This is a genomic window from Aeromonas sp. R4-2, from assembly GCF_040908295.1.
Taxonomy (GTDB): Bacteria; Pseudomonadota; Gammaproteobacteria; order Enterobacterales; family Aeromonadaceae; genus Aeromonas; species Aeromonas veronii.
On record NZ_JBFODL010000007.1, the window covers coordinates 90,579 to 113,030 of the forward strand.

Sequence of the window (22,452 nt, forward strand, 5' to 3'; positions counted from 1 at the left end):
AAAACACCTATCCATCTGGACGTCTATCTTGACCAAGCGAGGTTGACTCACTACTGTGGGCACCCCGATGCGGCAGGATGCCCGCCCTGTTTTCCCCCTATCCCTATCCGATACAGGTACAAAGCAGTTTATGACAGGAGGTCATTGTTCAATTTCAGAGGAACACATGATCCAGATCCAACCCAGTGCCAGGGCCTTGTTGCCACTTCTGGTTTTTCTCGCACTCTTTATCGGTACCGGTACCTGGCTGACCCTGCAGGGGGTCGAATTCGCCTTCTATCAGCTGCCCGCTCCGGTTGCTGCCCTGCCTGCGGTGATGCTCGCCCTGCTGCTTGGCAAAGAGAGCTTCAACAGCAATCTGGAGACCTTCTTCAAGGGGGTCGGCCACAGCAATATCATGGCGATGTGCCTTATCTATCTGCTGGCGGGCGCCTTTGCCAGCGTGGCCAAGGCCACCGGCGGCGTTGATGCCACCGTGGCGCTGGGTCTCTCCCTCATTCCCGGCTGGGCGCTGTTGCCCGGGCTGTTCCTCATCTCTGCCTTTATTGCTACCGCCATGGGCACCTCCATGGGCACCATAGGTGCCGTGGCGCCGGTCGCGCTGGGCGTGGCGCAGGCGGCCGGTATCGATCCGGTGCTGATGGCAGGTACCATTCTCTCCGGCGCCATGTTTGGCGATAACCTCTCCATCATCTCCGACACCACCATTGCGGCCACCCGCAGCCAGGGGTGCGAGATGAAGGACAAGTTCCGCGAGAACTTCAAGATTGCCGCCCCTGCCGCCATCGCGGTGATCCTGCTCTATCTGACCCTGGGCTCAGTGGGTGAATCCCCGGCCAACGGCAGCGCCATCGAGCTGTTCAAGGTGATGCCTTATCTGCTGATCCTGGGGCTGGCGCTCGCCGGAGTGAATGTGTTTGTGGTGCTGGGGATCGGTATTCTGGCCGCCGGAGTGGTGGGCATGATCAACGGCTACGCCATCGGTCAGTTCAGCAAGGATATCTATCAGGGCTTTACCGGCATGCAGGAGATCTTCCTGCTCTCCATGCTGATCGGCGGCCTCGGCGCCCTGATGGAGCGTCAGGGTGGACTGGCATGGATCAGCGAGCGCATCAGCGCCCTGATTGCCCGTTTCACTCGCGAGCACAATGGTGAACAGAACGAGAAAGCCGCCGAGCTCGGCATCGCCGGGGTGGTGAGCCTCACCAACCTGTGCACCGCCAACAACACGGTGGCTATTATCGTCGCCAGCAAGGTAGCCCGGGATCTGGCCGAACACCACGGTGTCACCCCGCGCCGCGCCGCCTCCATGCTCGATATTTTCTCCTGCGTGGTACAGGGTCTGATCCCCTGGGGGGCCCAGGCGCTGCTGCTGGGATCCATCTTCGCCCTGTCGCCGTTGGCGGTGGTGAGCATGAGTTTCTACCCGATGGCACTCGCGGTAGCGGCACTCATTGCAGTATTTGTGAAGCACCAGATGCGCGGCAAAGCTGACAAGTAACAGACCAGACGCTGACGCGCCGACATGCCGTCAACAGGGGCCACCCCCTGGCCCTTGTTGACTCACTAACGGATCAGCCAGCATTTATCCCACCGTTCCGGGCATCAGCCGTCCGGGACGGGGTTTCCCTGCCCCCCTTAACGTCAAGAGTGAATGTGCTAAGGTAGAGCGCGTTCAAGCCATCGATGCGCAGCTATACCAGAGGTTCCCCATGCATGAGTCCCAACCCGAACGTCAATCCCTGCGCCAACTGGTTCGTCAACGCCGCAAAAATCTGAGTCCGGCCGAGCAGCAGGCGGCGGCCCAACAGCTGCTGGCCCAATTCAAGCAACACCCCGAGATCCTCGCCGCCAAGCGCATTGCCCTCTATCTGGCCAATGATGGAGAGATCAATCCCTTGCCCACCATCCATTGGCTGTGGGCCCAGCACAAAGAGGTCTACCTGCCGGTGCTCCACCCCTTTACCCCGGGTCACCTGCTCTTTTTGCGCTATACCGCCACCAGCCCCATGGTACGCAACCGCTACGGCATCGAAGAGCCGGAGCTGGATATCCTGCAGGTGGTGCCCCACAGCACGCTCGATCTTATCTGCACCCCGCTGGTCGCCTTCGATGCCCAGGGCAATCGTCTTGGCATGGGGGGCGGCTACTATGATCGCACTCTCGCCATCTGGCATGAGCACAAGCTGGGGCCCAAGCCGCTCGGCATTGCCCACGACTGCCAGCAGGTGGATGCGGTCCCGCAAGAGGAGTGGGATGTGCCACTGCCCCAGATCATCACCCCGAGCCACTGCTGGTGCTTTGAATAGGCTGTGTTTGGCCGGCAGCCCCTGCTTTGTGCGCGCAAACGCAGAATAAACAGGCAAACGATTTACAAAGTCCCTCTTTTTGCCCCGGAACGTGAGCAACAAGGTCGCGACGGGGTACCGGGTTGGATATAATGCGCCCGCTTTTTTCTTAAGGAACGATCATGACTCAAGATGAAATGAAGAAGGCGGCCGGTTGGGCTGCGCTCAAGTATGTGGTTCCCGGCACCATCGTCGGGGTGGGCACCGGCTCTACCGTCAACCACTTTATCGACGCGCTGGCGACCATGAAGGACGAGATCAAGGGGGCGGTATCCAGCTCCGTGGCCTCTACCGAGCGCCTCAAGGGCTTCGGCATCACCGTATATGATCTCAACGAGATCGACGCCCTCTCCGTCTATGTGGATGGCGCCGACGAGATCAACGCAACCCGCGACATGATCAAGGGCGGTGGCGCAGCCCTGACCCGCGAGAAGATCGTTGCCGCCGTCGCTGACAAGTTCATCTGCATCATCGACAACACCAAAACCGTCGACGTGCTGGGCAAGTTCCCGCTGCCGGTGGAAGTGATCCCGATGGCCCGCGAATACGTGGCCCGCGAAATTCGCAAACTGGGTGGCAACCCGGTGTGGCGTGAAGGGGTGGTCACCGACAACGGCAACCACATTCTGGATGTGAAAGGCATGGCCATTACCGACGCCAAGGCGTTGGAAGTACGACTGAACGCCATCGTTGGTGTGGTCACCAACGGCCTGTTCGCCGCCCGCGGCGCCGATGTTGTCCTGATCGGTACGCCGGACGGCGTGATTACCCAGTAATCCCGACACCGGCAGCACAGTGCAGCGGCATCCTCCCTCGCACGCCAGCGCCACTCTGCAACCTCTGATGCAGCAGCGGTGCTGATTGAGCCCCTGCATGGGATATGACCCAAACATTGCACTGTGAATTAATGACGGCGCCTGATGGCGCCGTTTTTATTTATCCCTCAACAAGTTGCATACGGATGTTTACAACATTCGTTGATAACTTCAAAGAATTTGACTTTCGTCACAAATATTCCCTCTCCCAAACGTTTTTGCTACTTTACGGTTTTCTTCGCACACCAAATCTGCACTTACGTTTGCACATACAGAGGGATCGTCATGACTGCCAAGTTTTCGTTGGACAAGGATAAAATCAAGGTTCTGCTGCTGGAGGGGGTTCACCCCAACACCGTAGAGACCTTTCGTGCCGCAGGTTACACCAGTGTGGAGTATCTCAAGACCTCGCTTTCCGAAGAGGAGCTGATCGAGCAGATCCGCGACGTCCATTTCATCGGGCTGCGCTCCCGCACCCAGATCACCGAGAAAGTCCTCGACGCAGCCAACAAGCTGGTCGCCATCGGCTGCTTCTGCATCGGTACCAACCAGGTCGAGCTGGAAGCGGCCCAGATCCGCGGTATTCCGGTCTTCAACGCCCCCTTCTCCAACACCCGTTCGGTCGCCGAGCTGGTACTGGGCGAGATCCTGCTGCTGCTGCGCGGCATCCCCGAGAAAAACGCCAAGTGCCATCGCGGCGTGTGGGAAAAACTGGCCAACCGCTCGGTGGAAGCGCGCGGCAAGAAGCTCGGCATCATCGGCTACGGCCACATCGGTACCCAGCTCGGCATCATCGCCGAGAGCATCGGCATGAAGGTTTATTACTACGATATCGAGAACAAGCTCTCGCTGGGTAACGCCATTCAAGTGCCGAGCATGGTCGAGCTGCTCAATATGTCTGACGTCATCAGCCTGCACGTGCCGGAGACCGCCTCCACCAAGAACATGATCGGAGCCGAGCAGCTGCGGATGATGAAACCGGGCGCCATCTTCATCAACGCCGCCCGCGGTACCGTGGTGGATATCGATGCGCTGGCTGACGTCATCAAGAGCGGCCATATCGCCGGCGCCGCCATCGACGTCTTCCCGGTCGAGCCCAAGTCCAATGACGAGGAGTTCCAAAGCCCGCTGCGGGGGCTGGAAAACGTGATCCTGACCCCGCACATCGGTGGCACCACCCATGAAGCGCAGGAGAACATCGGGCTGGAAGTGGCCAACAAGCTGGTCAAATACTCCGACAACGGCTCCACCCTCTCCGCCGTCAACTTCCCGGAAGTGTCGCTGCCGGGCCACAAGGGCTCCAGCCGCCTGCTGCATATTCACCGCAACCAGCCGGGCGTGATGAACCAGATCAACCAGATCTTCGCCGAAGAGGGGATCAACATCGCCGGTCAATACCTGCAGACCAGCAGCCATATCGGTTACGTGGTGATCGACGTGGAGACGGAGCACAGCGAGAAGGCGCTCGCCAAGCTCAAGGAGATCAACGGCACCATCCGTGCCCGCATCCTCCACTGATAGACCCTTATCTGTGTCTAGTCCTGAAATAGGTTTACACATTTTCAACTAGCATTTCTCTACTCAGAACCCCCGATGTACCGCATCGGGGGTTCTGTATTTCAACGCATGATGCGGCCGCTCCTCGTTGTAAATATCCACCGCTTCACGCACCATTTCCCGCGCTTGCGTCAAATCCTGCGGGCTTTGCAACAATAACTCTCCTTTCAAAATCCCGTTCACCCGCTCCGCCAACCCATTCTGGTAACAGTCATACCCATCCGTCATCGAGCATTTCACCCCGTACCGTTCATGTAGTGACTGATACAGCACCGAGCAATACTGCACGCCGCGGTCCGAGTGATGGATGAGTTCACCGCCGCCACGTCGTTGCTTCAGCGCTTTCTTGAACGCCATTGCCACCGATTCGGCATGCATTCCTTCGTGCACGTGATGGCCCACTATCTTGCGTGAGTACGCATCCGTCACCAGGCTCAGGTACAGCGGCCCGCTCCTGGCTGGCAGATAGGTGATATCTGCGACCCAGACCTGCTCCGGGGCCACCGGCGTGACCTGCTCTGGCCCCGCCTTGAGCAAGTTGGGATGACGGTAGAAACAGTGAAAACTGTGGGTGGTCTTGTGATACGCCCGTCTGGGCAGCACCAGCAAGCGGTGCTCGGCCAATATCCGAAACAGCCTGTCACGCCCGACTTTGAGCCCGCCATCATCCTGACCCAGCAGCAGATAATGCAGCTTGCGGGTACCGACCCGAGGTTGTCGCAGTCTAACCTGACGCACAAAGCGCACCACCTGCAATCCCTGGGCATGGCGCTCGTCGGCGACCCGATTGCGCTTGTAGTAAGCCTGCCGGCTTATCCCCAGAAACAGGCAAGCCCTGACAATAGTCAGCCTCTCGACTTGCCGCTGCGAGAGGACTTGCCGGGTCGCTTTTTTACGATAGAGACGCCGTAGTCATTCTTCAGTACATCGACGACGGCCTCAAAGAACTGGGCTTTCTGACTCATCAGCGCCAGCTGTTGCTCGAGTTCCTTGATGCGCTGTTCGGGCGTCTGGTTGTCGGGGTCAGGCATGGTGATGCTCCTGCCGGCGCGCACAGAAGCCCCTTGGCTCCAATCTTGCCGACCATGTTTACGCAACCATACCAGAACGGTGGAGCGGCCCTGAATGCCATAACGCACCTGAGCCTGTTTGTAGGTGAGATCGCCTTTTTCAATCTGCTCGACCAGTGCCAGTTTAAAAGTCAGCGAGTAATCGCGCTGTGTCCGTTTCACACCTTGTCCCATCGGATTCTCCATTTATTGGGGGGAAAGGTGTAAACCATATTCAGGACGGGACACTGCGCAGCAAAAAGCCCGTCGTGATGACGGGCTTTTTTATGAAGCAGAACCTAAAGGCAGCGTAGTGGCTTACCACCACCCCAACAGGTTGCGGCCCACCAGCGCCCCCCATACCAGGGCGTTCAGGGCCAGCGCGATAAAGACGGCGGCGGAGCCCAAATCCTTCGCGCGGCCGGAGAGCTCATGATGCTCGGAGCCAACCCTGTCTACCACAGCTTCAATGGCGGAGTTGAGGATCTCGACGATCACCACCAGCCAGCTGATGACAATAAGCAGCAGGATCTGGTTGAGGGAATCCCCCAGCCAGAAGGCCAGCGGCATCAGCAACAGGATCAGCATCAGCTCCTGCCGAAACGCCGCCTCGTTAATCCAGGCTGACTTGAGCCCCTTCATGCTGTAACCGGTTGCGTTGATGATGCGGGTGACCCCGGTTGCCCCTGGCTTTGCCACGCTATCTACCTCATTTGGAATCGATTTTGGCCTCACATCCTATCAGAGCCCCCCAAGGTTTCAATCGGTGGACTTTTGCTTTATTTTATCTCTTTGCTTTTTCGCCCCTTGCGGCTGACACCACCCACTCGAGACTTGAGTTGTATGTCCATTCACACAGATGAATTGCGCACCCGTCGCCTGGAGTCACTGATCACTCCGAGCGAGCTTGCACACGCGTTTCCGATCACCGATACCATTGCCCAGAATCTGCTGGATGCCCGTCGCGAAGTGGAAGCCATTCTGGCCGGAGACGATCAGCGCCTGCTGGTCATTGTCGGCCCCTGCTCTATCCATGATCCCGCTGCTGCTCGCGAGTATGCCCTGCGCCTCAACGCCCTGCGCGAGCAGTATAAAGAGAGTCTCTGCATCGTGATGCGCACCTACTTCGAGAAGCCGCGCACCATCGTCGGCTGGAAAGGGCTGATCAATGATCCGCGCCTCGATGGCAGTTTCGACGTCAACGAAGGGCTGAAACTGGCGCGCAAACTGCTGGTCGACATCAACGAGATCGGCATGCCCACCGCCACCGAATTCCTCGATATGGTGACCGGCCAGTATATTGCCGACCTCATCACCTGGGGCGCCATCGGCGCACGTACCACCGAATCCCAGGTACACCGCGAGATGGCTTCGGCCCTCTCCTGCCCGGTTGGCTTCAAGAACGGCACCGACGGCAATACCCGCATCGCCATCGATGCGGTGCGCGCCGCCCGTCACAGCCACATCTTCTATTCGCCGGACAAGGACGGCAAGATGACCATCTACCGCACCGCCGGTAACCCCTTTGGTCATGTGATCCTGCGTGGCGGCCACCGACCCAACTACGACACCGCCAGTGTCGATGAAGCGTGTGAAGCGTTGGCCGATGTGGGCCTGCCGGAGCGTCTGGTGGTCGATTTCAGCCACGGCAACAGCATGAAGGATCACCGCCGTCAGCTGCTGGTGGCGCAAGATATCTGCGATCAGCTGCGCCGCGGCCGGACCGGCATCGCCGGCATCATGGCCGAAAGCTTCCTGGTGGAAGGGCGTCAGGATGTGGAGAACGGCTGCGCCGCCACCTTTGGCCAGAGCATCACCGATGCCTGTCTGTCATGGAGCGACACCGAAACCCTGCTGGCAATGCTGGCCGAAGCCGCGCGGGTGCGCCTGAGCAAACAGGCTTGAACTGCGAATAAAACCAAAGAGGCCGGTATTTTTGATACCGGCCTCTTCTTCTTGCTGTCAGCCGATGACGCTTCGCTAATCGGCCCTACATGCGCCCTCTTTCCTGTACACCCTACTCACAAACTGGGCATAAACCACACGCGCCCTGCCGCTTCGATGCGGTCGGTGCGGATCTGGAATACCTGCGCCAGCAGCGCCTCATCCACCAGCTCGACACCCCCTTCGCGCACCACCGCGCCCCCTTGCAGGCAGAGAATGCGGTCGGCCCAGTCGATGGCCAGATTGATATCGTGGATGGCGAGCACCACCAGCAAGCCCTGCCCGGCCAGGGTTTTCAGCAACCGCAATAGCGCCAGCTGGTGATGCAGGTCGAGCCCCGCCAGCGGCTCGTCCAGCAGCAGCACCTTGCCGGTCGGATTGAGGCCCGGCCACACCTGCAGCAGGGTGCGGGCAATCAGCACCCGCTGCTGCTCGCCCCCCGACAACCTGCTGAAGTCACGAGCCAGCAAAGCTTCCAGCTCCAATGCCTCGCACAATGCATTTATCGCCTCGTTCTGTCTGGCAGGTGCAACCATCTCATCGAGCCCCAGGCTCAACACCTGAAACACCGGAATATGAAACAGCTGGGGCTGACGCTGGGGCAGCATGGCGCGCCGTTTGGCAAGCTCGGGCCAACTCATGTCAGTAAGCACTTCCCCCCCCAGCAGCACTGTGCCATCGGCGGATAAAATCCCCGCCAGCGCCCCGAGCAGGGTCGACTTGCCACTGCCATTGGGGCCAAGCAGCGCCACCAACTGGCCGCCATGCCAGCGGATATCTAGAGGAGAGAGCCGTCCGGCAATGGCGAGTGCGCGCGCCTCCAGCAGCGGCGCAGCAGCACGAGAAGAAACCGGCATGGGATCAGCGGGTGACATCGGCATCTTGCCTCAACAACGGGTAAATAAGGAGACTGCGCGCCCCGACCAAATCATGCAGATATTCATGCAGCACCATCGGCAGTTTGCCTCAATAGCAGGTAGATAAAGAGCGGCGCCCCCACCGAGGCGGTGATGACGCCGATAGGCAACTCCCCCGCGCTCAGGGTGGATCGAGCAACCAGATCGGCCGCCAGCAGCAGGGCCCCGCCGCCAAGCGCCGAGGCAGGCAGCAGAAAGCGCTGATCGCTGCCACCGCAGAGCCGCAGCAGATGGGGCACCACCAACCCGACAAAACCGATGACACCACACAACGACACCGCCACACCGGTCAGCAGACAGACCGCCAGCACCAGCCGCACCCGCAACTTGTCGACATCCATCCCCATCAGGCGGGCCTGGGTCTCCCCCAACAACAACTGTTGCAGCGCCTTGCCCTGCCAGCAGAGCCAGCCCAGGGTGAGCGGCAGCACCAGCCACCACCAAGCAAACTGCTGGCTGCCGTAAGAGAGGCTGCCCATCATCCAGAACATGAATTCACGCAAGGAGCCATCATCGGCAAAGTACATCAACCAGGTCATGGCGGCATTGGTGAGAATGCCGATGGCGACGCCAAACAATAGCAAGCGGGCATGGCCGAGACGCGCCCGACGAGCCAGCCGAATGAGCAGCATGGTCACCAGCAGGGCGCCACCGAAGGCCGCCAGCGACAGCCCCCAGCCAGGCAGATAGAGGCCGAGGGACTTGGCCACCGCCATCGCAACCATGGCAGCCAGTCCTGCTCCGCTTGAAACGCCAAGCAGCCCGGGTTCGGCTACCGGGTTGTGCAGCATCACCTGCAATACGGCGCCGCCACAAGCGAGCGCGGCGCCAGCCAATAGGGCCAGCAGGGCGCGCGGCAGGCGCAGCTCCAGCAGGATGCGCTGTTCGAGATCGCCAAGGGGCTGCCAGGGCAGCAGCACAAACTCGCCCCAGACGAGGGAGAAGAGAAACAGCAGCAGGGTCAGCAGCGTCAGGCCACAGAGCCAGCGCCGCTGCCAGCGCTGCTGGCGGGCGATAAGCGAGAGGTACAAGGAGGATCCCCGAATAACAAGGCTTCCCCCCAGCCCTGTCGCAGCGCCGGGGGAGAAGCAGGAAAATGGCATGATAACAGTGGCTTGCCACCCAAGGTCAAGGCTGGTAACGCTTGGCCATCACGCTTATCTCGCCGCTGGCCACCAGATTTTGCAGCGCCACCAGCAAGGGCTGGCGCAGCGACTGGTGAGGTGAGTGCTTGCTCATCCCCAGATAGAGGGTCACCGGCGTGGCGGGACGGTAGTCCGCCTTGCCTATCCGGCTGGCATTTCCCTGACTCAGGGCATAGTCCACCTGACAGTCGGTACCGATCATCAGCGGCAGGTGACCACGCTGCACCATGCGCAGCAGCTGATCTTCGGTAGGTACTCCATGCTTGTCGAGGCGGCTGTCACTGTTGAAGGGCTCAAAGTAGGCGGAGTTGAGCACATAGCCCACCTTCACCCCCTGCAGATCGCGGTATTGGTGGATCCGGGCCACATTGACCGGCTGACCATAAAACGCGGGCCAGCACTGGTAGTAGGCAGGCTGCAGATAGTCGATAAACTGCGCCCGCTCGGCGGTATAGGCGAGACCAATCATCAGATCGACCTGGCCGGTCTGCATCTGCTTGAGCGCCCTGCCCCACGGCATCCGCCGTACCTGCAACTCAATGCCGCTCGCCTGTTGCAACCGGCGCAGGATGTCCATGTCGAGCCCCTGCAACCGGCCATCCGCTTGCAGGATGCGAAATGGCGGCCACAGATCGGTGGCCACCGTCAGCGTCGGGGCCGCACGCAACGGCATGGCAAATAACAGTAACAACACAATCCCGCATAACTTGCCCATCCCGTCGCATACCTCGCACGGCTTATCCTGTTGGTTAAAAATACCCTCCCGCACCACGTATGAAAACCCGTGGTTCAGGGATAAAATGCGCCGGATTTTCAAGGAGAACCCTATGAACCCGATTTTCACCAGTATCGGTCTGCTGCTCTGCAGCAACGTCTTTATGACCTTCGCCTGGTACGCTCACCTCAAGAGCATGAACCATAAACCCTGGATCATTGCCGCCCTGGTGAGCTGGGGTATCGCCCTGTTCGAATACCTGCTGCAAGTGCCCGCCAACCGCATCGGCCATACGGTGATGAGCGTGGGCCAACTTAAAATCCTGCAAGAAGTGATCACACTCACCGTATTCGTCCCCTTCTCTATCTTCTATCTCAAGGAAGATCTGAAATGGGACTATCTCTGGGCAGGGCTCTGCATTCTCGGTGCGGTCTTTTTTGTCTTTCGCGAGAAACTGACCGGCGCCTGAGGCTGTACACTCAATATCATCCCGCTCATGGCATCTCATTGATCGACGAGGCAAAAAAATGGAATTGCGAGATATGTTACAGATCCTGGCCAAGCAGGATGGCTCAGACCTCTATCTGTCGACCGGCGCACCCCCCTGCGCCAAGTTTAACGGCGGCCTGCGCCCCCTCAACGAAACGCCGCTGGAGCCGGGTGAAGTAGCGCGGATCGCCGCCGAGATCATGGATGGCGAGCAGAAGCAGCAGTTCGAGAAGGATCTGGAGATGAACCTCGCCATCTCCCTGCCCCAGATCGGCCGCTTTCGGGTCAACATCTTCAAGCAGCGCAACGAAGTCTCTCTGGTGGCCCGCAACATCAAGACCGAAATCCCCCGCTTTGAAGATCTCAAACTCCCGCCAGTGCTGCTCGACACCATCATGGAGAAACGCGGTCTGGTACTGTTTGTCGGCGGTACCGGCTCGGGCAAATCCACTTCGCTGGCGGCGCTTATCGACCATCGCAACCGCAACAGCGGTGGCCACATCATCACCATCGAAGATCCGGTGGAGTTCGTTCATCGCCACCGCAAGAGCATCATCAACCAGCGGGAGGTTGGCGTGGATACCCGCAGCTTCCACGCAGCCCTGAAAAACACCCTGCGTCAGGCGCCGGACGTCATTCTTATCGGTGAGATCCGCGATCGCGAGACCATGGAACATGCGCTGGCCTTCTCCGAAACCGGCCACCTTGCCATCTCCACCCTGCACGCCAACAACGCCAACCAGGCGCTGGATCGCATTATCAACTTCTTCCCCGAGGAGCGCCGCCCGCAGCTGCTCAACGATCTGGGCAACAACCTCAAGGCCTTTGTCTCCCAGCGATTGGTGAAAACCACCGATGGCGGCCGCCGGGCCGCAGTGGAGATCATGCTCGGCACCCACACCATCCGCGACATGATCAAGCGCGGCGAATTTGGCGGCCTCAAAGAGGTGATGGAGAAATCCAAGGCCCTCGGTATGGTCACCTTCGACAGTGCCCTGTTTGATCTGGTAGTGGAAGGGGTAATTGAGGAAGAAGAGGCGGTAAAGAACGCCGACTCGGCCAACAACCTGCGCCTCAAGATCAAGCTGTGGAAGGAGAAGGGGCAGATTGCCAGCAGCAGCGATGCCACCGGCTGGAGCCTCGAACCCACCAAGGACGAGAAGGGCGATTTTTTCTAACTAGCCCCTCGAGAACCCCGAGCCCGCCCGGGGTTCTCTTTATCCCGCACGGCTGACCCGACTTATCCTTCAGCTCACGCAGCTCACAGCCAGTCAGCACCAACGGCGAACGCGCTGGCAATACGCCACATACTCGTCGCCGAAACGAGCATGCAACAGTCGCTCCTCCGGCATGATCTGGAAGCGGGTCAGCCAGGCCACCAGCACGATTGGCCCAACCCAGACCCAACTTCCACCGAGATAACAGCCCCAGGCGGCCAGCCAGCAGAGCAGCCCCAGATACATGGGATTGCGACTGACACGATAGACGCCACAGGTCACCAGACGACTGGTGTGCTGAGGTTTGGTGGGGCTGACCGTGGTCTGGTGGTGACGAAACCGTTGCAGGGCACCAAAGCCCATGATGGCCCCCGCAACGACCAGCACAGCCATCAGCGCCATTGCCCAGATGCCGGGCTGACTCTCCTCTCTTAGCCACCACATGGCCCCGGCACAGAGCAGAAAGATCAGCGGTGGTGGCAAACGTAACTCAAGATTAACCATTTTCTTCCCCTGACGAGTGTCGGCCGAACCCGTGTTACGGTAGACTCCCAACCAGTCAGCGCCTGTTGAGAGTGACAAAGATCATAATAATAACAACAAGTTGTGGTTAAACCACCACCAATGTGGCCGACCCCGTCCAAACTATCCAACGCGAACAACAAAAAGGAATCACCATGCACAAGAAAACTCTGCTGGCTACCCTGATCTTCGGCCTGCTCGCGGGCCAAGCCGTTGCGGCTCCATATCTGCCCCTTGCGACGGATCATCGCAACGGCCAGGAGCAAACCGCCAGCAACGCCTGGTTGGAAGTGGATCTGGGCGCCTTTGAACACAATATCCAGACCCTCAAGGATCGTCTCGGTGACAAGGGCCCGCAGATCTGCGCCATCATGAAGGCCGACGCTTACGGTCATGGCATCGACCTGCTGGTCCCCTCCGTGGTCAAGGCCAATATCCCCTGCATCGGCATCGCCAGCAACGAAGAAGCGCGCGTCGCCCGCGAGAAGGGATTTACCGGCCGTCTGATGCGGGTGCGTGCTGCCACCCCGGATGAAGTAGAGCAGGCCCTGCCCTACAAGATGGAGGAGCTGATCGGCAGTCTGGTGAGTGCCCAGGGTATCGCCGATATCGCCCAGCGCCACCACACCACCATTCCGGTGCATATCGCGCTCAACTCCGCCGGCATGAGCCGCAACGGCATCGACCTGCGTCTGGCCGATGCCAAACAGGATGCGCTGGCCATGCTCAAGCTAAAGGGGATCACCCCGGTCGGCATCATGACCCACTTCCCGGTGGAGGAGAAAGAGGACGTCAAGATGGGGCTGGCCCAGTTCAAACTGGACTCCCAGTGGCTGCTGGAAGCGGGCAAGCTGGATCGCAGCAAGATCACCATCCACGCCGCCAACTCCTTCGCCACCCTGGCCGTGCCGGACGCCTACTTCGACATGGTGCGCCCGGGCGGCCTGCTCTACGGTGACTCCATCCCCTCCCACACCGAATACAAGCGGGTGATGGCATTCAAGACCCAGGTAGCCTCTGTCAACCACTATGCGGCAGGTAACACCGTCGGTTATGACCGCACCTTTACCCTCAAGCGTGACTCCTGGCTCGCCAACCTGCCGCTGGGCTACTCCGACGGTTATCGCCGCTCCCTGAGCAACAAGGCCTATGTGCTGATCCAGGGTCAGAAGGTGCCGGTGGTCGGCAAGACTTCCATGAACACCATCATGGTGGATGTGACTGATCTGAAAGGGGTGAAACCCGGCGACGAGGTGGTGCTGTTTGGCCGTCAGAGTGAAGCCGAAGTGAAACAGGCGGATCTGGAGGAGTACAACGGCGCCCTGCTGGCGGACATGTACACCATCTGGGGCTACACTAACCCCAAGAAGATCAAACGCTGATCACGCGATATGAAAAAGGGCTCCCGCGGGAGCCCTTGTTGTTATTGCTTCATTGTCTGCCGCGCTCAAGCGGCCTTTTTACGGGTCACAAACAGACTCAGCCCCATGGATGCCAGCAGGATCAACGCAACGACACCAAGCGCAATGCCGGTCGGGATCTTGAAGATATCCAGCAGCAGCATCTTGACCCCGATAAACATCAGGATCAGCGCCAGACCGTATTTGAGCAGGGCGAAGCGATCAGCCACACCCGCCAGCAGGAAGTACATGGCACGCAGACCCATGATGGCGAAGATGTTGGAGGTCAGCACGATGAAGGGATCCGTGGTCACCGCGAAGATGGCCGGGATACTGTCCACCGCGAAGATGAGGTCGCTCACCTCCACCAGCACCAGAATGAGCAGCAGCGGAGTGGCATAGCGCACACCGTCACGCCAGACGAAGAACTTCTCCCCTTCCAGCGTCTCGGTCACCTTGAAGCGACGGCGCATCCAGCCCAGCAGCGGGTTGTTGGCGAGATCAGGCTCCTTGTCGGCCGCCCACAGCATCTTGGCACCGGTCAGCAGCAGGAAAGCGCCAAACAGATAGAGGATCCAGTGGAACTGCTCGATGAGCCAGCTGCCCGCGAACACCATACCAGCCCGCATCACGATGGCACCCAGTACCCCGTACAGCAGCACCCTGCGCTGCAGCTCGGCTGGAATGGCAAAGTAGCCGAACAGCATCAGCCAGACGAAGACGTTGTCCACTGCCAGCGCTTTCTCGATGAGGTAGCCGGTGAGGAACTCCAACCCCTTCTGGTTGGCGATTTCACGGCCCGCGCTGTGATCGAGCCAGAGCCAGATAGCCAGGTTGAAGAGCAGGGCAACACTGATCCAGATGAGGGACCAGACGCCCGCCTCTTTGAGAGATACCTTGTGTGACTTGCCGCCACCGACAAAGCGTATGTCTATCCATAACAGGACCAGCACTATGCTGAAGAAACCGGTCCACATCCACCATTCACCCATGTTCACTTCTCCCAAAAACGACAAAACCCACGACCGAGAGGCGTGGGTTTGCGTTTGGAGCAGATACACCTTGCCTCTCGGCAAGGTCTCACTTACAGCTGATTTGCATCGACTGCCCGGCTGCCGGGTGCACTGCAGGATATGGGTGCACCGTAATGACGACAAACCGGCGAGAAGTTACTCCCCTTGTTGCGCGGATAGTAGCAGCGGTAAAAGATAACGCCAAGAGGCATCTTCACTGCCGTCAAAAATAAATCGGGGCCCCATCAAGGAGCCCCGCAAGCAGGTTCAACACATCCCCATCAGAGCGGGTCGACCTTGAGGCAGGAGACCGCGTGATCGAAGTTCCCCTCCAGCACGGGGCGGGTCTTGGCGCACTCGGGGCCAGCCACCGGACAGCGGGTGCGGAACACGCAACCGGACGGCGGATTCATCGGTGAGGGCAAATCCCCCTCCAGGATCTGGATCACCTTGTTGCGCTCCAGCTCAGGGTCTGGGATCGGCACCGCTGACATCAGCGCCTTGGTGTAGGGGTGCAGCGGATTGGCGAAGATCTCCTTGCGGGTCCCCAGCTCAACGGCGTTGCCCAGATACATCACCAGCACCCGGTCGGAGATATGTTTGACCACCGACAGGTCGTGGGCGATGAAGATAAGCGACAGCCCCATCTCCTTTTGCAGGGATTTGAGCAAGTTGACCACCTGCGCCTGAATGGATACGTCAAGCGCCGAGACCGGCTCGTCACAGATAATCATCTTGGGCTCGAGGATCAGCGCCCGGGCGATACCGATCCGCTGGCACTGGCCGCCAGAAAACTCGTGCGGGTAGCGGTTGACCAGGTTGGGCAAGAGCCCCACCTTGCTCATCATGGCGCGCACCTTCTCCTTCACCTCTTCCCGCGGCAGGTTGGGATAGAAGGTGATGAGCGGCTCGGCAATGATATCGCCGATGGTCATGCGCGGGTTCAGAGAGGCCAGCGGATCCTGGAAAATCATCTGGATCTCTTTACGCTTCTCGCGCAGGGCATTCTGGTCGAGTTTGGTAAGATCATCACCCAGCCACACCACCTTGCCCGCCGTCGCCGGCACCAGACCGATGATGGCGCGGGCAAAGGTAGATTTGCCGCAACCGGACTCACCCACCACCCCGAGGGTTTCCCCTTCGTAGAGGCGCAGGGTAACACCATCGACCGCCTTCAAATCGGATGGCTTGGCCCATGGCCACGCCTTGCCACTCTTGATACTGAAGTGCACCTTGAGGTCAGACACTTCCAACAGCAATTTCTTCTCGGCACCCATTTAGTTGGCCCCCTTGTTCATGGCATCCGATACCCAGTGGCAGGCGCGCTCCCGGCCGTCATTGAACGGCGTCAGGATTGGCGACTGCTGGCCGCAAATCTCGCTCACCCGGTGGCAACGCTCCTGGAAGGGGCAGCCGGTGGGCAGACGCAGCAGGTTGGGCGGATTGCCCGGGATGGTGGGCAGCACTTCCCCTTCGGTATCGAGACGGGGAATAGCGCGCAGCAAACCTTCGGTATAGGGGTGACTCGGGCGATAGAAGATATCGTCTACCTTGCCGTACTCCATGGTACGACCGGCATACATCACCAGCACCTTGTTGCAGATACCGGCGACCACGCCAAGGTCATGGGTGATCATGATGATGGCGGTGTTGAACTCGCGCTTGAGCTCGTTCATTAGGGTCATGATCTGAGCCTGTACGGTCACGTCGAGCGCGGTGGTCGGCTCATCGGCGATCAGCAGTTGCGGCCGGCAGAGCAGTGCCATGGCGATCATCACCCGCTGGCGCATACCGCCGGAGAACTCGTGAGGATACATCCCCATCCGCTTGCGTGCTTCAGGAATTTTGACCGCATCGAGCATCCGTACCGACTCTTCGAACGCTTCCGCCTTGCTCACCCCTTTGTGCAGCATCAGCACTTCCATCAGCTGATCCTGCACCTTCATGTAGGGGTTGAGCGAGGTCATGGGGTCCTGGAAGATCATGGCGATCTTCTCGGAACGGATCTTGTTGAGCTTGGACTCCGGCAGGTTGAGGATCTCCTCACCCTGAAACTTGGCGGAACCGGTAATAATGCCGTTTTTGGCCAGCAGCCCCATGATGGCAAAGGCCGTCTGGGATTTGCCGGAGCCGGACTCGCCGACGATCCCCAGGGTTTCGCCCGCAGAGAGAGAAAAGTTGAGGTCGTTGACCGCCACCACATTGCCGTCCGGGGTCTTGAACTCGACCCGCAGATCTTTCACATCCAGTAACTTCATATAAAAACTCCTTATCGATCTTTCGTGATGCTTTCCTGTCGATCCGATGCTCGATTAACGATCTTTCGGATCGAGGGCGTCACGCAGACCATCCCCGAGGAAGTTGAAGCAAAACAGGGTCACCACCATAAAGCAGGCGGGGAACAGCAGTTGCCAGATGGCCACTTCCATCGACTTGGAGCCTTCATCCAGCAGGGCACCCCAGCTGGTCATCGGTTCCTGAACCCCAAGGCCCAGGAAACTCAGGAAGGATTCAAACATGATCATGCCCGGCACCAGCAAGGTGGCGTAAACGGCCACGATACCGAGTACGTTCGGTACGATGTGACGGGTGATTATCTTCCACTTGGAGACGCCACAGACGTGAGCCGCCTCGATAAACTCCTTGCTCTTGAGGCTGAGAGTCTGGCCCCGCACGATACGCGCCATGTCGAGCCAGCTCACCGCCCCGATGGCGATAAAGATCAGCGCCAGATTGCGGCCAAAGAAGGTGACCAGCATGATGACAAAGAACATGAACGGGAAAGCGTTGAGGATCTCCAGTACCCGCATCATCAGGCTGTCGACCCGCCCGCCGATAAAACCGGAGGCCGCGCCATACAAAGTACCGATGATGACCGCCACCATGGCGCCCATGATGCCGACCATCAGGGAGATGCGACCGCCCAGCAGGGTGCGCACGAACAGATCGCGCCCCAGACTATCTGTTCCGAAGTAGTGACCCGCTTCCATATCGGGCGGCGACTGCATGGCGCCCCAGTCCGGATCGTCAAAGGTGTATTGGGACAAATGGGGGCCAAAGATGACCGCCAGACCGATGATGGTCAGAATGATCAGGCTGGTCAGTGCCGCCTTGTTGCGCAGGAAACGGCGACGGGCATCCTTCCACAGGGAGCGCCCCTCCACCACTTCCACTTTTTGCGCGAACGCCTCGACGGCATCGCGTTTTTCAGTTGAAACAACCATGATGAACTCCCGAATTAGTAACGGATCTTGGGATCGATAAAGGCGTAGAGAATATCGACCACAGCGTTAAAGGTGATGGTGAGGGCGCCGACCAGAATGGTCAGACCGAGCACCATGGAGTAATCACGGTTAAGGGCACCGTTGACGAACAGCTGACCGATCCCCGGCAGGCCGAAGATGGTCTCGATCACCACGGAACCTGTGATGATGCCGACAAAGGCCGGGCCCAGATAGGAGACCACCGGCAGCATGGCCGGACGCAGCGCGTGTTTCAGGATGATGTGGCGCAGCGGCAAGCCCTTGGCACGGGCGGTACGGATGAAGTTGGAGTTCATGGTCTCGATCATACTGCCCCGCATGATCCGCGAGATGGCAGAGATGTAGTACATCATCATGCCGAACACCGGCAGCACCATAAACTGGATGCCACCACCCTGCCAGCCACCGGCAGGGAACCAGCCAAGATGAATACTGAAGAACAGCACCAGCAAGGGCGCCAGCACAAAGCCCGGGATCACCACCCCGGCCATGGCCGACGACATCAGCAGATAGTCGATGATGGTGTTCTGTTTCAGTGCCGCTATGGTGCCGAAGGTGACCCCCAGCAACACGGCGAAGAAGAAGGCCGTGGTCCCGATCTTGGCGGAAACAGGCAGCGCCTGACTCACCAGATCATTGACGGTGAAATCCTTGTATTTGAAAGAGGGGCCCAAATCCCCCTGCACCAGGTTGCCCAGGTAAGTGAGATATTGCATGCCAATGGGTTTGTCGAGCCCGTATTTGGCCTCGATATTGGCGATGACTTCGGGGGGCAGTGAACGCTCGCTGGTAAAGGGGTTACCGGGGGCGAAACGCATCATGAAGAAAGAGACGGTGATCAAGACCAGCAGAGTCGGGATCGCTTCCAATAGCCGTTTAAAAATGAATTTCAACATAGACATTTCCTGTCCTGTACTGCTTCCAAATGGTCGCGGTTGTAATAAAGGCCCGCCGTCCGGCGGGCCCTGCTTGTTATGCGACTTGTTGCTTTAAATCAGTGAGCAATGATGTACATATCTTTGCTGTAGAGGTTATCCAGCGGGTTGGCTGGGTAGCCACCCACATAGGATTTCACCATGCGCGGAGTAACGTATTGATAGATAGGGGCGATAGGCATGTCCTTGGCAAGGATGGCCTCAGCCTGGGCATAGATCTTGTTGCGGGCCACATCGTCAACCTGATCGCGAGACTCATCCATCAGCTTGTCATACTCCGGATTAGAGTACTTGCCGTCGTTGGTGCCGTGGGTGGTCTGCATCAGATCCAGCATGGAGGAGGCTTCGTTGTAGTCAGCGTTCCAGCCGGCACGAGCTACTTCAAACTGCCCCTGTTTCTTGGTTTCCAGGTAAGTTTTCCACTCCTGGTTGACCAGGCTCACCTGCACACCCAGCTTCTTCCACATGGAGGCCACGGCCACGGCCACTTTCTTGTGGTTGTCGTCGGTGTTGTAGAGCAGTTCGAGCTTGAGCGGCTTGCTGGCATCGAAACCGGCTTCTTTCAACATAGCTTTCGCTTTGGTATCACGCTCGGTCTGGGTCATCTTCGACCAATCGGCGACCACTGGCTTGAAACCATCCACATAGTCTGGGGTCAGACCGTAAGCCGGAGTCTGGCCCTGACCCATTACCTTGTCGGCGATCACATCACGATCGATGGCGTAGGAGAGCGCAGTACGGACACGCACATCGTCAAACGGTTTGTGCTTGAAGTTGAATTGGTAATAGTAAGTGGACACCAAGCCGGTCACCTTCAGCTCATTCGGGTAATCCTTCTTGAGCTGCTTGAAACGTTCGATAGGAGTGGTGTAAGTCAGATCCACCTCACCCGCCAGATAGCGGCTCAGATCGGCGTTGGTAGACTGGATCGGCAAATAGACCACTGTATTGATCACTGTCTTGCCGTCGTCCCAGTAATTCTTGTTGCGCTCAAGCTCTATCCGCTCGTTGACCACCCATTTCTTCAGCACATAGGCACCATTGGATACCATGTTCTCCGGCTGGGTCCACTTGTCACCAAACTGCTCGACTACCTTTTTCGGTACCGGATAGGTGGTGGTGTGGGAGAGCATGCTGACGAAGTAAGGGATCGCTTTCTCAAGCTGCACTTCGAAGGTGTAGTCATCAGCAGCCTTCACACCCAGCGTATCAGCGGGTTTCTTGCCAGCGATAATATCGGTGGCGTTGGCGATAGTCGGCATCTCCAGATACCAGGAGTAAGGAGAGGCTGTCTTCGGATCAACGGCACGCTGGAAAGCAAAAACGAAATCGTGGGCAGTGACCGGGTCACCGTTGGACCACTTGGCATCTTTGCGCAGATGGAAGACGTAGTGCTTGTTATCCTTGGTTTCCCAGGATTCTGCTACGCCAGGCAGTACTTCACCCTTGGGACCAGAAAGTACCAGACCCTCGAACAGGTCACGAAGAATATTGGATTCGACCGTTCCTTCGGTCTTGTGCGGGTCAAGGGTCGCAGGCTCGGAGCCGTTGCCTTTTACCAGTTGCTGGACTTCAGCCAGCTTGGTTCCCGCCGGGACATCGGCAGCCTGAGCCACATTGACGCCACCAAACAGTGCAGCCACCAGCAATGTGTTAATCATTGTTTTTTTATGAGTCATTTCCCTACTCCAACAAGAACATTCCATGCATTTTTTAAAGTGACGGGGTTAAAACCCGCTCCCAGCATAATTCCCTGCCAATTCCGATAATGCAACAGATATTGTCAGGGTAATCGTCATTTTCTGGTCAAAAAATCAGCTGGCACGCGCTTTTTCAGTATTAAAACACCAACAAAACGCTCATTTTTCATACAAACGACCGATTCTAGAAAAGACCGGGCAAAAAGCAACCAATAAAAAGCCGGTCACGAGGACCGGCTTTCATAAAGCGGAGCTGGCTCACATCAGGCTGGGGAAAACCCCCTTGATACCGGCCACCATGATCTCGATACCCAGCGACATCATGATAAGACCCATGATACGGGTCACCACGTTGATGCCGGTGTTGCCCATGATCTTGAACAGCAGCGGCGCGGCGCGGAAGATGAGCCAGGAGCAGAAAGAGAAGACAACGACAACCACTGACATGCCGAGCAGCTGCTGCCAGTGGCTCTGGCTGGCATAGACAATTACCGAGGAGATGGCACCGGGGCCCGCCATCAGCGGCAGCGCCAGCGGTACCACGGCGATAGACTCGCGCACCGCCAGTTCGCCCTTTTCCTGTTTGTTGTGCTTCACCTCGCCCAGCTTGCCCTGCAGCATCGACCAGGCAATCAGGGTAATCAGCGACCCACCGGCAATACGGAACGATGCCAGCGAGATACCAAACCCATCGAGGATCAGCTGCCCCATATACATGGAGACCAGCAGGATCACCATCACCGCGATATTGGCGGTGGTATTGGTTTTCATCCGCTCGGCCTGGGTATGGTGGCTGGTCAGGCTGACAAACACCGGCAACAAACCAAGCGGGTTGATAATTGCGAACAAACCGACAAAAAACTTCAGATACAACGAGACGTCAATTGCTGCCATAGGCGCCTTCCAATAGAGTTTCGGGCCCAGCGGGCCAGTCCATTAATTTCGTGCGTAAATTTACATCATAGCCAGAGCGGGCACCAATCAAATAATCTCACCATTTTGAGGGTTTTTTAGTTAGTTCATCTAATGCATCCGCGCTAACTGGCATAAACCGATGCCAAAAGCCCTTTCTACCGCCCGACACGCGCCAGAAAAGTGAGCGCAAGCCTGCTTAATCATGACCAGAGAGTAAGACGGTGACTGACCGAATGACCAAGCGACTCGAGAGGATCCAGGCTTTGCCTTCCCACTATTTCAGGCCAGACATCACTTCATTGACTCGGCAAGAGAGCCACAATGCAAAAACCGGGAAAGGGGACAGAAATGGCCCCCTTGGGGAATAAAGCGGATTAGTCATGGATTAAAACAACAATCATTTTTGCAACAAACGCTGGAATAAAGCGCGTTTGTCGGTGGTTTTGAAACCGATTCACTCATATTTGCTAACCTGCACAGCCAAAACGGCCCTACTATCTGATGGCGA

General features: G+C 58.2%; 21 protein-coding genes. 8 read left to right on the forward strand and 13 right to left on the reverse strand.

Annotated elements, in window-relative coordinates; translation table 11 throughout:
* The first annotated feature begins 166 nt into the window (after window positions 1-166).
* The 4 genes from AB5Y99_RS03330 to serA all read left to right on the forward strand — a co-directional run bounded on the left by AB5Y99_RS03330 (window position 167) and on the right by serA (window position 4,681).
* Window positions 167-1,501, forward strand: coding sequence for a Na+/H+ antiporter NhaC family protein (locus AB5Y99_RS03330; protein ID WP_005337634.1), 1,335 nt, complete (start codon window positions 167-169; stop codon window positions 1,499-1,501).
* Window positions 1,502-1,712: 211 nt separating this feature from the next.
* Complete coding sequence (locus tag AB5Y99_RS03335) at window positions 1,713-2,309, forward strand: 5-formyltetrahydrofolate cyclo-ligase (RefSeq protein WP_159143962.1); 597 nt, start codon at window positions 1,713-1,715, stop codon at window positions 2,307-2,309.
* Window positions 2,310-2,470: 161 nt separating this feature from the next.
* The gene (gene rpiA / locus AB5Y99_RS03340; protein ID WP_042083875.1) at window positions 2,471-3,124 is read left to right on the forward strand and encodes a ribose-5-phosphate isomerase RpiA; all 654 of its coding nucleotides are present in this window, start codon (window positions 2,471-2,473) and stop codon (window positions 3,122-3,124) included.
* Window positions 3,125-3,448: 324 nt separating this feature from the next.
* Complete coding sequence (gene serA / locus AB5Y99_RS03345) at window positions 3,449-4,681, forward strand: phosphoglycerate dehydrogenase (protein WP_005337639.1); 1,233 nt, start codon at window positions 3,449-3,451, stop codon at window positions 4,679-4,681.
* Between the two features lie 63 nt (window positions 4,682-4,744).
* Here the strand turns inward: serA and AB5Y99_RS03350 are convergent.
* Together AB5Y99_RS03350 and AB5Y99_RS03355 are read right to left on the reverse strand one after the other, a co-directional pair.
* Window positions 4,745-5,964, reverse strand: a protein-coding gene (locus AB5Y99_RS03350) for an IS3 family transposase (protein ID WP_368208701.1) whose coding sequence is annotated in 2 segments (ribosomal slippage) — window positions 4,745-5,616 and window positions 5,616-5,964 — 1,221 coding nt in all. Because the reading frame shifts where the segments join, the coding sequence is not laid out codon by codon here.
* A gap of 123 nt (window positions 5,965-6,087) precedes the next feature.
* Complete coding sequence (locus AB5Y99_RS03355) at window positions 6,088-6,468, reverse strand: diacylglycerol kinase (RefSeq protein ID WP_005337641.1); 381 nt, start codon at window positions 6,466-6,468, stop codon at window positions 6,088-6,090.
* 144 nt (window positions 6,469-6,612) lie between these two features.
* Between AB5Y99_RS03355 and AB5Y99_RS03360 the strand changes: the two genes are divergently transcribed.
* Window positions 6,613-7,674 (forward strand): 3-deoxy-7-phosphoheptulonate synthase, encoded by a 1,062-nt coding sequence (locus AB5Y99_RS03360; RefSeq protein WP_019446658.1) that lies wholly within the window; start codon window positions 6,613-6,615, stop codon window positions 7,672-7,674.
* 116 nt (window positions 7,675-7,790) lie between these two features.
* Here AB5Y99_RS03360 and AB5Y99_RS03365 read toward each other — a convergent pair whose 3' ends face one another.
* The 3 genes from AB5Y99_RS03365 to AB5Y99_RS03375 form a co-directional block, all read right to left on the reverse strand.
* Window positions 7,791-8,588: an ATP-binding cassette domain-containing protein gene (locus AB5Y99_RS03365; protein WP_019446657.1), complete on the reverse strand. Its 798-nt coding sequence runs from the start codon at window positions 8,586-8,588 to the stop codon at window positions 7,791-7,793.
* 65 nt (window positions 8,589-8,653) lie between these two features.
* On the reverse strand, window positions 8,654-9,661 hold the full coding sequence (btuC, locus tag AB5Y99_RS03370) for a vitamin B12 ABC transporter permease BtuC (RefSeq protein ID WP_019446656.1): 1,008 nt from the start codon (window positions 9,659-9,661) through the stop codon (window positions 8,654-8,656).
* A gap of 97 nt (window positions 9,662-9,758) precedes the next feature.
* Window positions 9,759-10,490: an ABC transporter substrate-binding protein gene (locus AB5Y99_RS03375; RefSeq protein ID WP_019446655.1), complete on the reverse strand. Its 732-nt coding sequence runs from the start codon at window positions 10,488-10,490 to the stop codon at window positions 9,759-9,761.
* Between the two features lie 112 nt (window positions 10,491-10,602).
* On the opposite strand from AB5Y99_RS03375, the gene AB5Y99_RS03380 reads away from it, so the two are divergent.
* A complete protein-coding gene (locus AB5Y99_RS03380; protein ID WP_005337656.1) occupies window positions 10,603-10,959 on the forward strand; it encodes a DMT family protein in 357 nt (118 codons plus the stop codon).
* A gap of 58 nt (window positions 10,960-11,017) precedes the next feature.
* The gene (gene tapW, locus AB5Y99_RS03385; RefSeq protein ID WP_005353124.1) at window positions 11,018-12,157 is read left to right on the forward strand and encodes a type IVa pilus ATPase TapW; all 1,140 of its coding nucleotides are present in this window, start codon (window positions 11,018-11,020) and stop codon (window positions 12,155-12,157) included.
* A 93-nt stretch (window positions 12,158-12,250) separates the two neighbouring features.
* Here the strand turns inward: tapW and AB5Y99_RS03390 are convergent, their stop codons facing one another.
* Window positions 12,251-12,700 (reverse strand): isoprenylcysteine carboxylmethyltransferase family protein, encoded by a 450-nt coding sequence (locus AB5Y99_RS03390; RefSeq protein ID WP_201902170.1) that lies wholly within the window; start codon window positions 12,698-12,700, stop codon window positions 12,251-12,253.
* Window positions 12,701-12,873: 173 nt separating this feature from the next.
* Between AB5Y99_RS03390 and alr the strand changes: the two genes are divergently transcribed.
* A complete protein-coding gene (gene alr / locus AB5Y99_RS03395) occupies window positions 12,874-14,100 on the forward strand; it encodes an alanine racemase (protein ID WP_201902172.1) in 1,227 nt (408 codons plus the stop codon).
* A gap of 65 nt (window positions 14,101-14,165) precedes the next feature.
* On the opposite strand, the gene AB5Y99_RS03400 is transcribed toward alr, so the two are convergent.
* The 7 genes from AB5Y99_RS03400 to AB5Y99_RS03430 form a co-directional block, all read right to left on the reverse strand.
* The gene (locus tag AB5Y99_RS03400) at window positions 14,166-15,110 is read right to left on the reverse strand and encodes a TerC family protein (protein ID WP_005353134.1); all 945 of its coding nucleotides are present in this window, start codon (window positions 15,108-15,110) and stop codon (window positions 14,166-14,168) included.
* Between the two features lie 302 nt (window positions 15,111-15,412).
* Window positions 15,413-16,408, reverse strand: a complete 996-nt coding sequence (oppF, locus tag AB5Y99_RS03405; RefSeq protein WP_033114332.1) for a murein tripeptide/oligopeptide ABC transporter ATP binding protein OppF — start codon at window positions 16,406-16,408, stop codon at window positions 15,413-15,415.
* A complete protein-coding gene (locus AB5Y99_RS03410; protein ID WP_005337668.1) occupies window positions 16,409-17,389 on the reverse strand; it encodes an ABC transporter ATP-binding protein in 981 nt (326 codons plus the stop codon).
* Between the two features lie 54 nt (window positions 17,390-17,443).
* A complete protein-coding gene (gene oppC / locus AB5Y99_RS03415) occupies window positions 17,444-18,355 on the reverse strand; it encodes an oligopeptide ABC transporter permease OppC (protein WP_005337670.1) in 912 nt (303 codons plus the stop codon).
* Between the two features lie 14 nt (window positions 18,356-18,369).
* Complete coding sequence (gene oppB, locus AB5Y99_RS03420; RefSeq protein ID WP_005337672.1) at window positions 18,370-19,290, reverse strand: oligopeptide ABC transporter permease OppB; 921 nt, start codon at window positions 19,288-19,290, stop codon at window positions 18,370-18,372.
* Window positions 19,291-19,388: 98 nt separating this feature from the next.
* Window positions 19,389-21,008, reverse strand: a complete 1,620-nt coding sequence (locus tag AB5Y99_RS03425; RefSeq protein WP_043825621.1) for an ABC transporter substrate-binding protein — start codon at window positions 21,006-21,008, stop codon at window positions 19,389-19,391.
* 279 nt (window positions 21,009-21,287) lie between these two features.
* Window positions 21,288-21,923: a YchE family NAAT transporter gene (locus AB5Y99_RS03430; protein WP_005337678.1), complete on the reverse strand. Its 636-nt coding sequence runs from the start codon at window positions 21,921-21,923 to the stop codon at window positions 21,288-21,290.
* Between the last annotated feature and the right edge of the window lie 529 nt (window positions 21,924-22,452).

Excerpts from the sequence above, each read along its gene's own strand:
- AB5Y99_RS03380 (WP_005337656.1), top strand. The coding sequence starts at position 10,603 with ATGAACCCGATTTTCACCAGTATCGGTCTGCTGCTCTGCAGCAACGTC.
- oppC (WP_005337670.1), bottom strand. The coding sequence starts at position 18,355 with ATGGTTGTTTCAACTGAAAAACGCGATGCCGTCGAGGCGTTCGCGCAA.
- oppF (WP_033114332.1), bottom strand. The coding sequence starts at position 16,408 with ATGGGTGCCGAGAAGAAATTGCTGTTGGAAGTGTCTGACCTCAAGGTG.
- oppB (WP_005337672.1), bottom strand. The coding sequence starts at position 19,290 with ATGTTGAAATTCATTTTTAAACGGCTATTGGAAGCGATCCCGACTCTG.
- AB5Y99_RS03365 (WP_019446657.1), bottom strand. The coding sequence starts at position 8,588 with ATGTCACCCGCTGATCCCATGCCGGTTTCTTCTCGTGCTGCTGCGCCG.
- tapW (WP_005353124.1), top strand. The coding sequence starts at position 11,018 with ATGGAATTGCGAGATATGTTACAGATCCTGGCCAAGCAGGATGGCTCA.
- serA (WP_005337639.1), top strand. The coding sequence starts at position 3,449 with ATGACTGCCAAGTTTTCGTTGGACAAGGATAAAATCAAGGTTCTGCTG.
- AB5Y99_RS03410 (WP_005337668.1), bottom strand. The coding sequence starts at position 17,389 with ATGAAGTTACTGGATGTGAAAGATCTGCGGGTCGAGTTCAAGACCCCG.
- AB5Y99_RS03425 (WP_043825621.1), bottom strand. The coding sequence starts at position 21,008 with ATGACTCATAAAAAAACAATGATTAACACATTGCTGGTGGCTGCACTG.
- rpiA (WP_042083875.1), top strand. The coding sequence starts at position 2,471 with ATGACTCAAGATGAAATGAAGAAGGCGGCCGGTTGGGCTGCGCTCAAG.
- AB5Y99_RS03430 (WP_005337678.1), bottom strand. The coding sequence starts at position 21,923 with ATGGCAGCAATTGACGTCTCGTTGTATCTGAAGTTTTTTGTCGGTTTG.
- AB5Y99_RS03390 (WP_201902170.1), bottom strand. The coding sequence starts at position 12,700 with ATGGTTAATCTTGAGTTACGTTTGCCACCACCGCTGATCTTTCTGCTC.
- AB5Y99_RS03360 (WP_019446658.1), top strand. The coding sequence starts at position 6,613 with ATGTCCATTCACACAGATGAATTGCGCACCCGTCGCCTGGAGTCACTG.
- AB5Y99_RS03375 (WP_019446655.1), bottom strand. The coding sequence starts at position 10,490 with ATGGGCAAGTTATGCGGGATTGTGTTGTTACTGTTATTTGCCATGCCG.
- AB5Y99_RS03335 (WP_159143962.1), top strand. The coding sequence starts at position 1,713 with ATGCATGAGTCCCAACCCGAACGTCAATCCCTGCGCCAACTGGTTCGT.
- AB5Y99_RS03330 (WP_005337634.1), top strand. The coding sequence starts at position 167 with ATGATCCAGATCCAACCCAGTGCCAGGGCCTTGTTGCCACTTCTGGTT.
- alr (WP_201902172.1), top strand. The coding sequence starts at position 12,874 with ATGCACAAGAAAACTCTGCTGGCTACCCTGATCTTCGGCCTGCTCGCG.
- AB5Y99_RS03400 (WP_005353134.1), bottom strand. The coding sequence starts at position 15,110 with ATGGGTGAATGGTGGATGTGGACCGGTTTCTTCAGCATAGTGCTGGTC.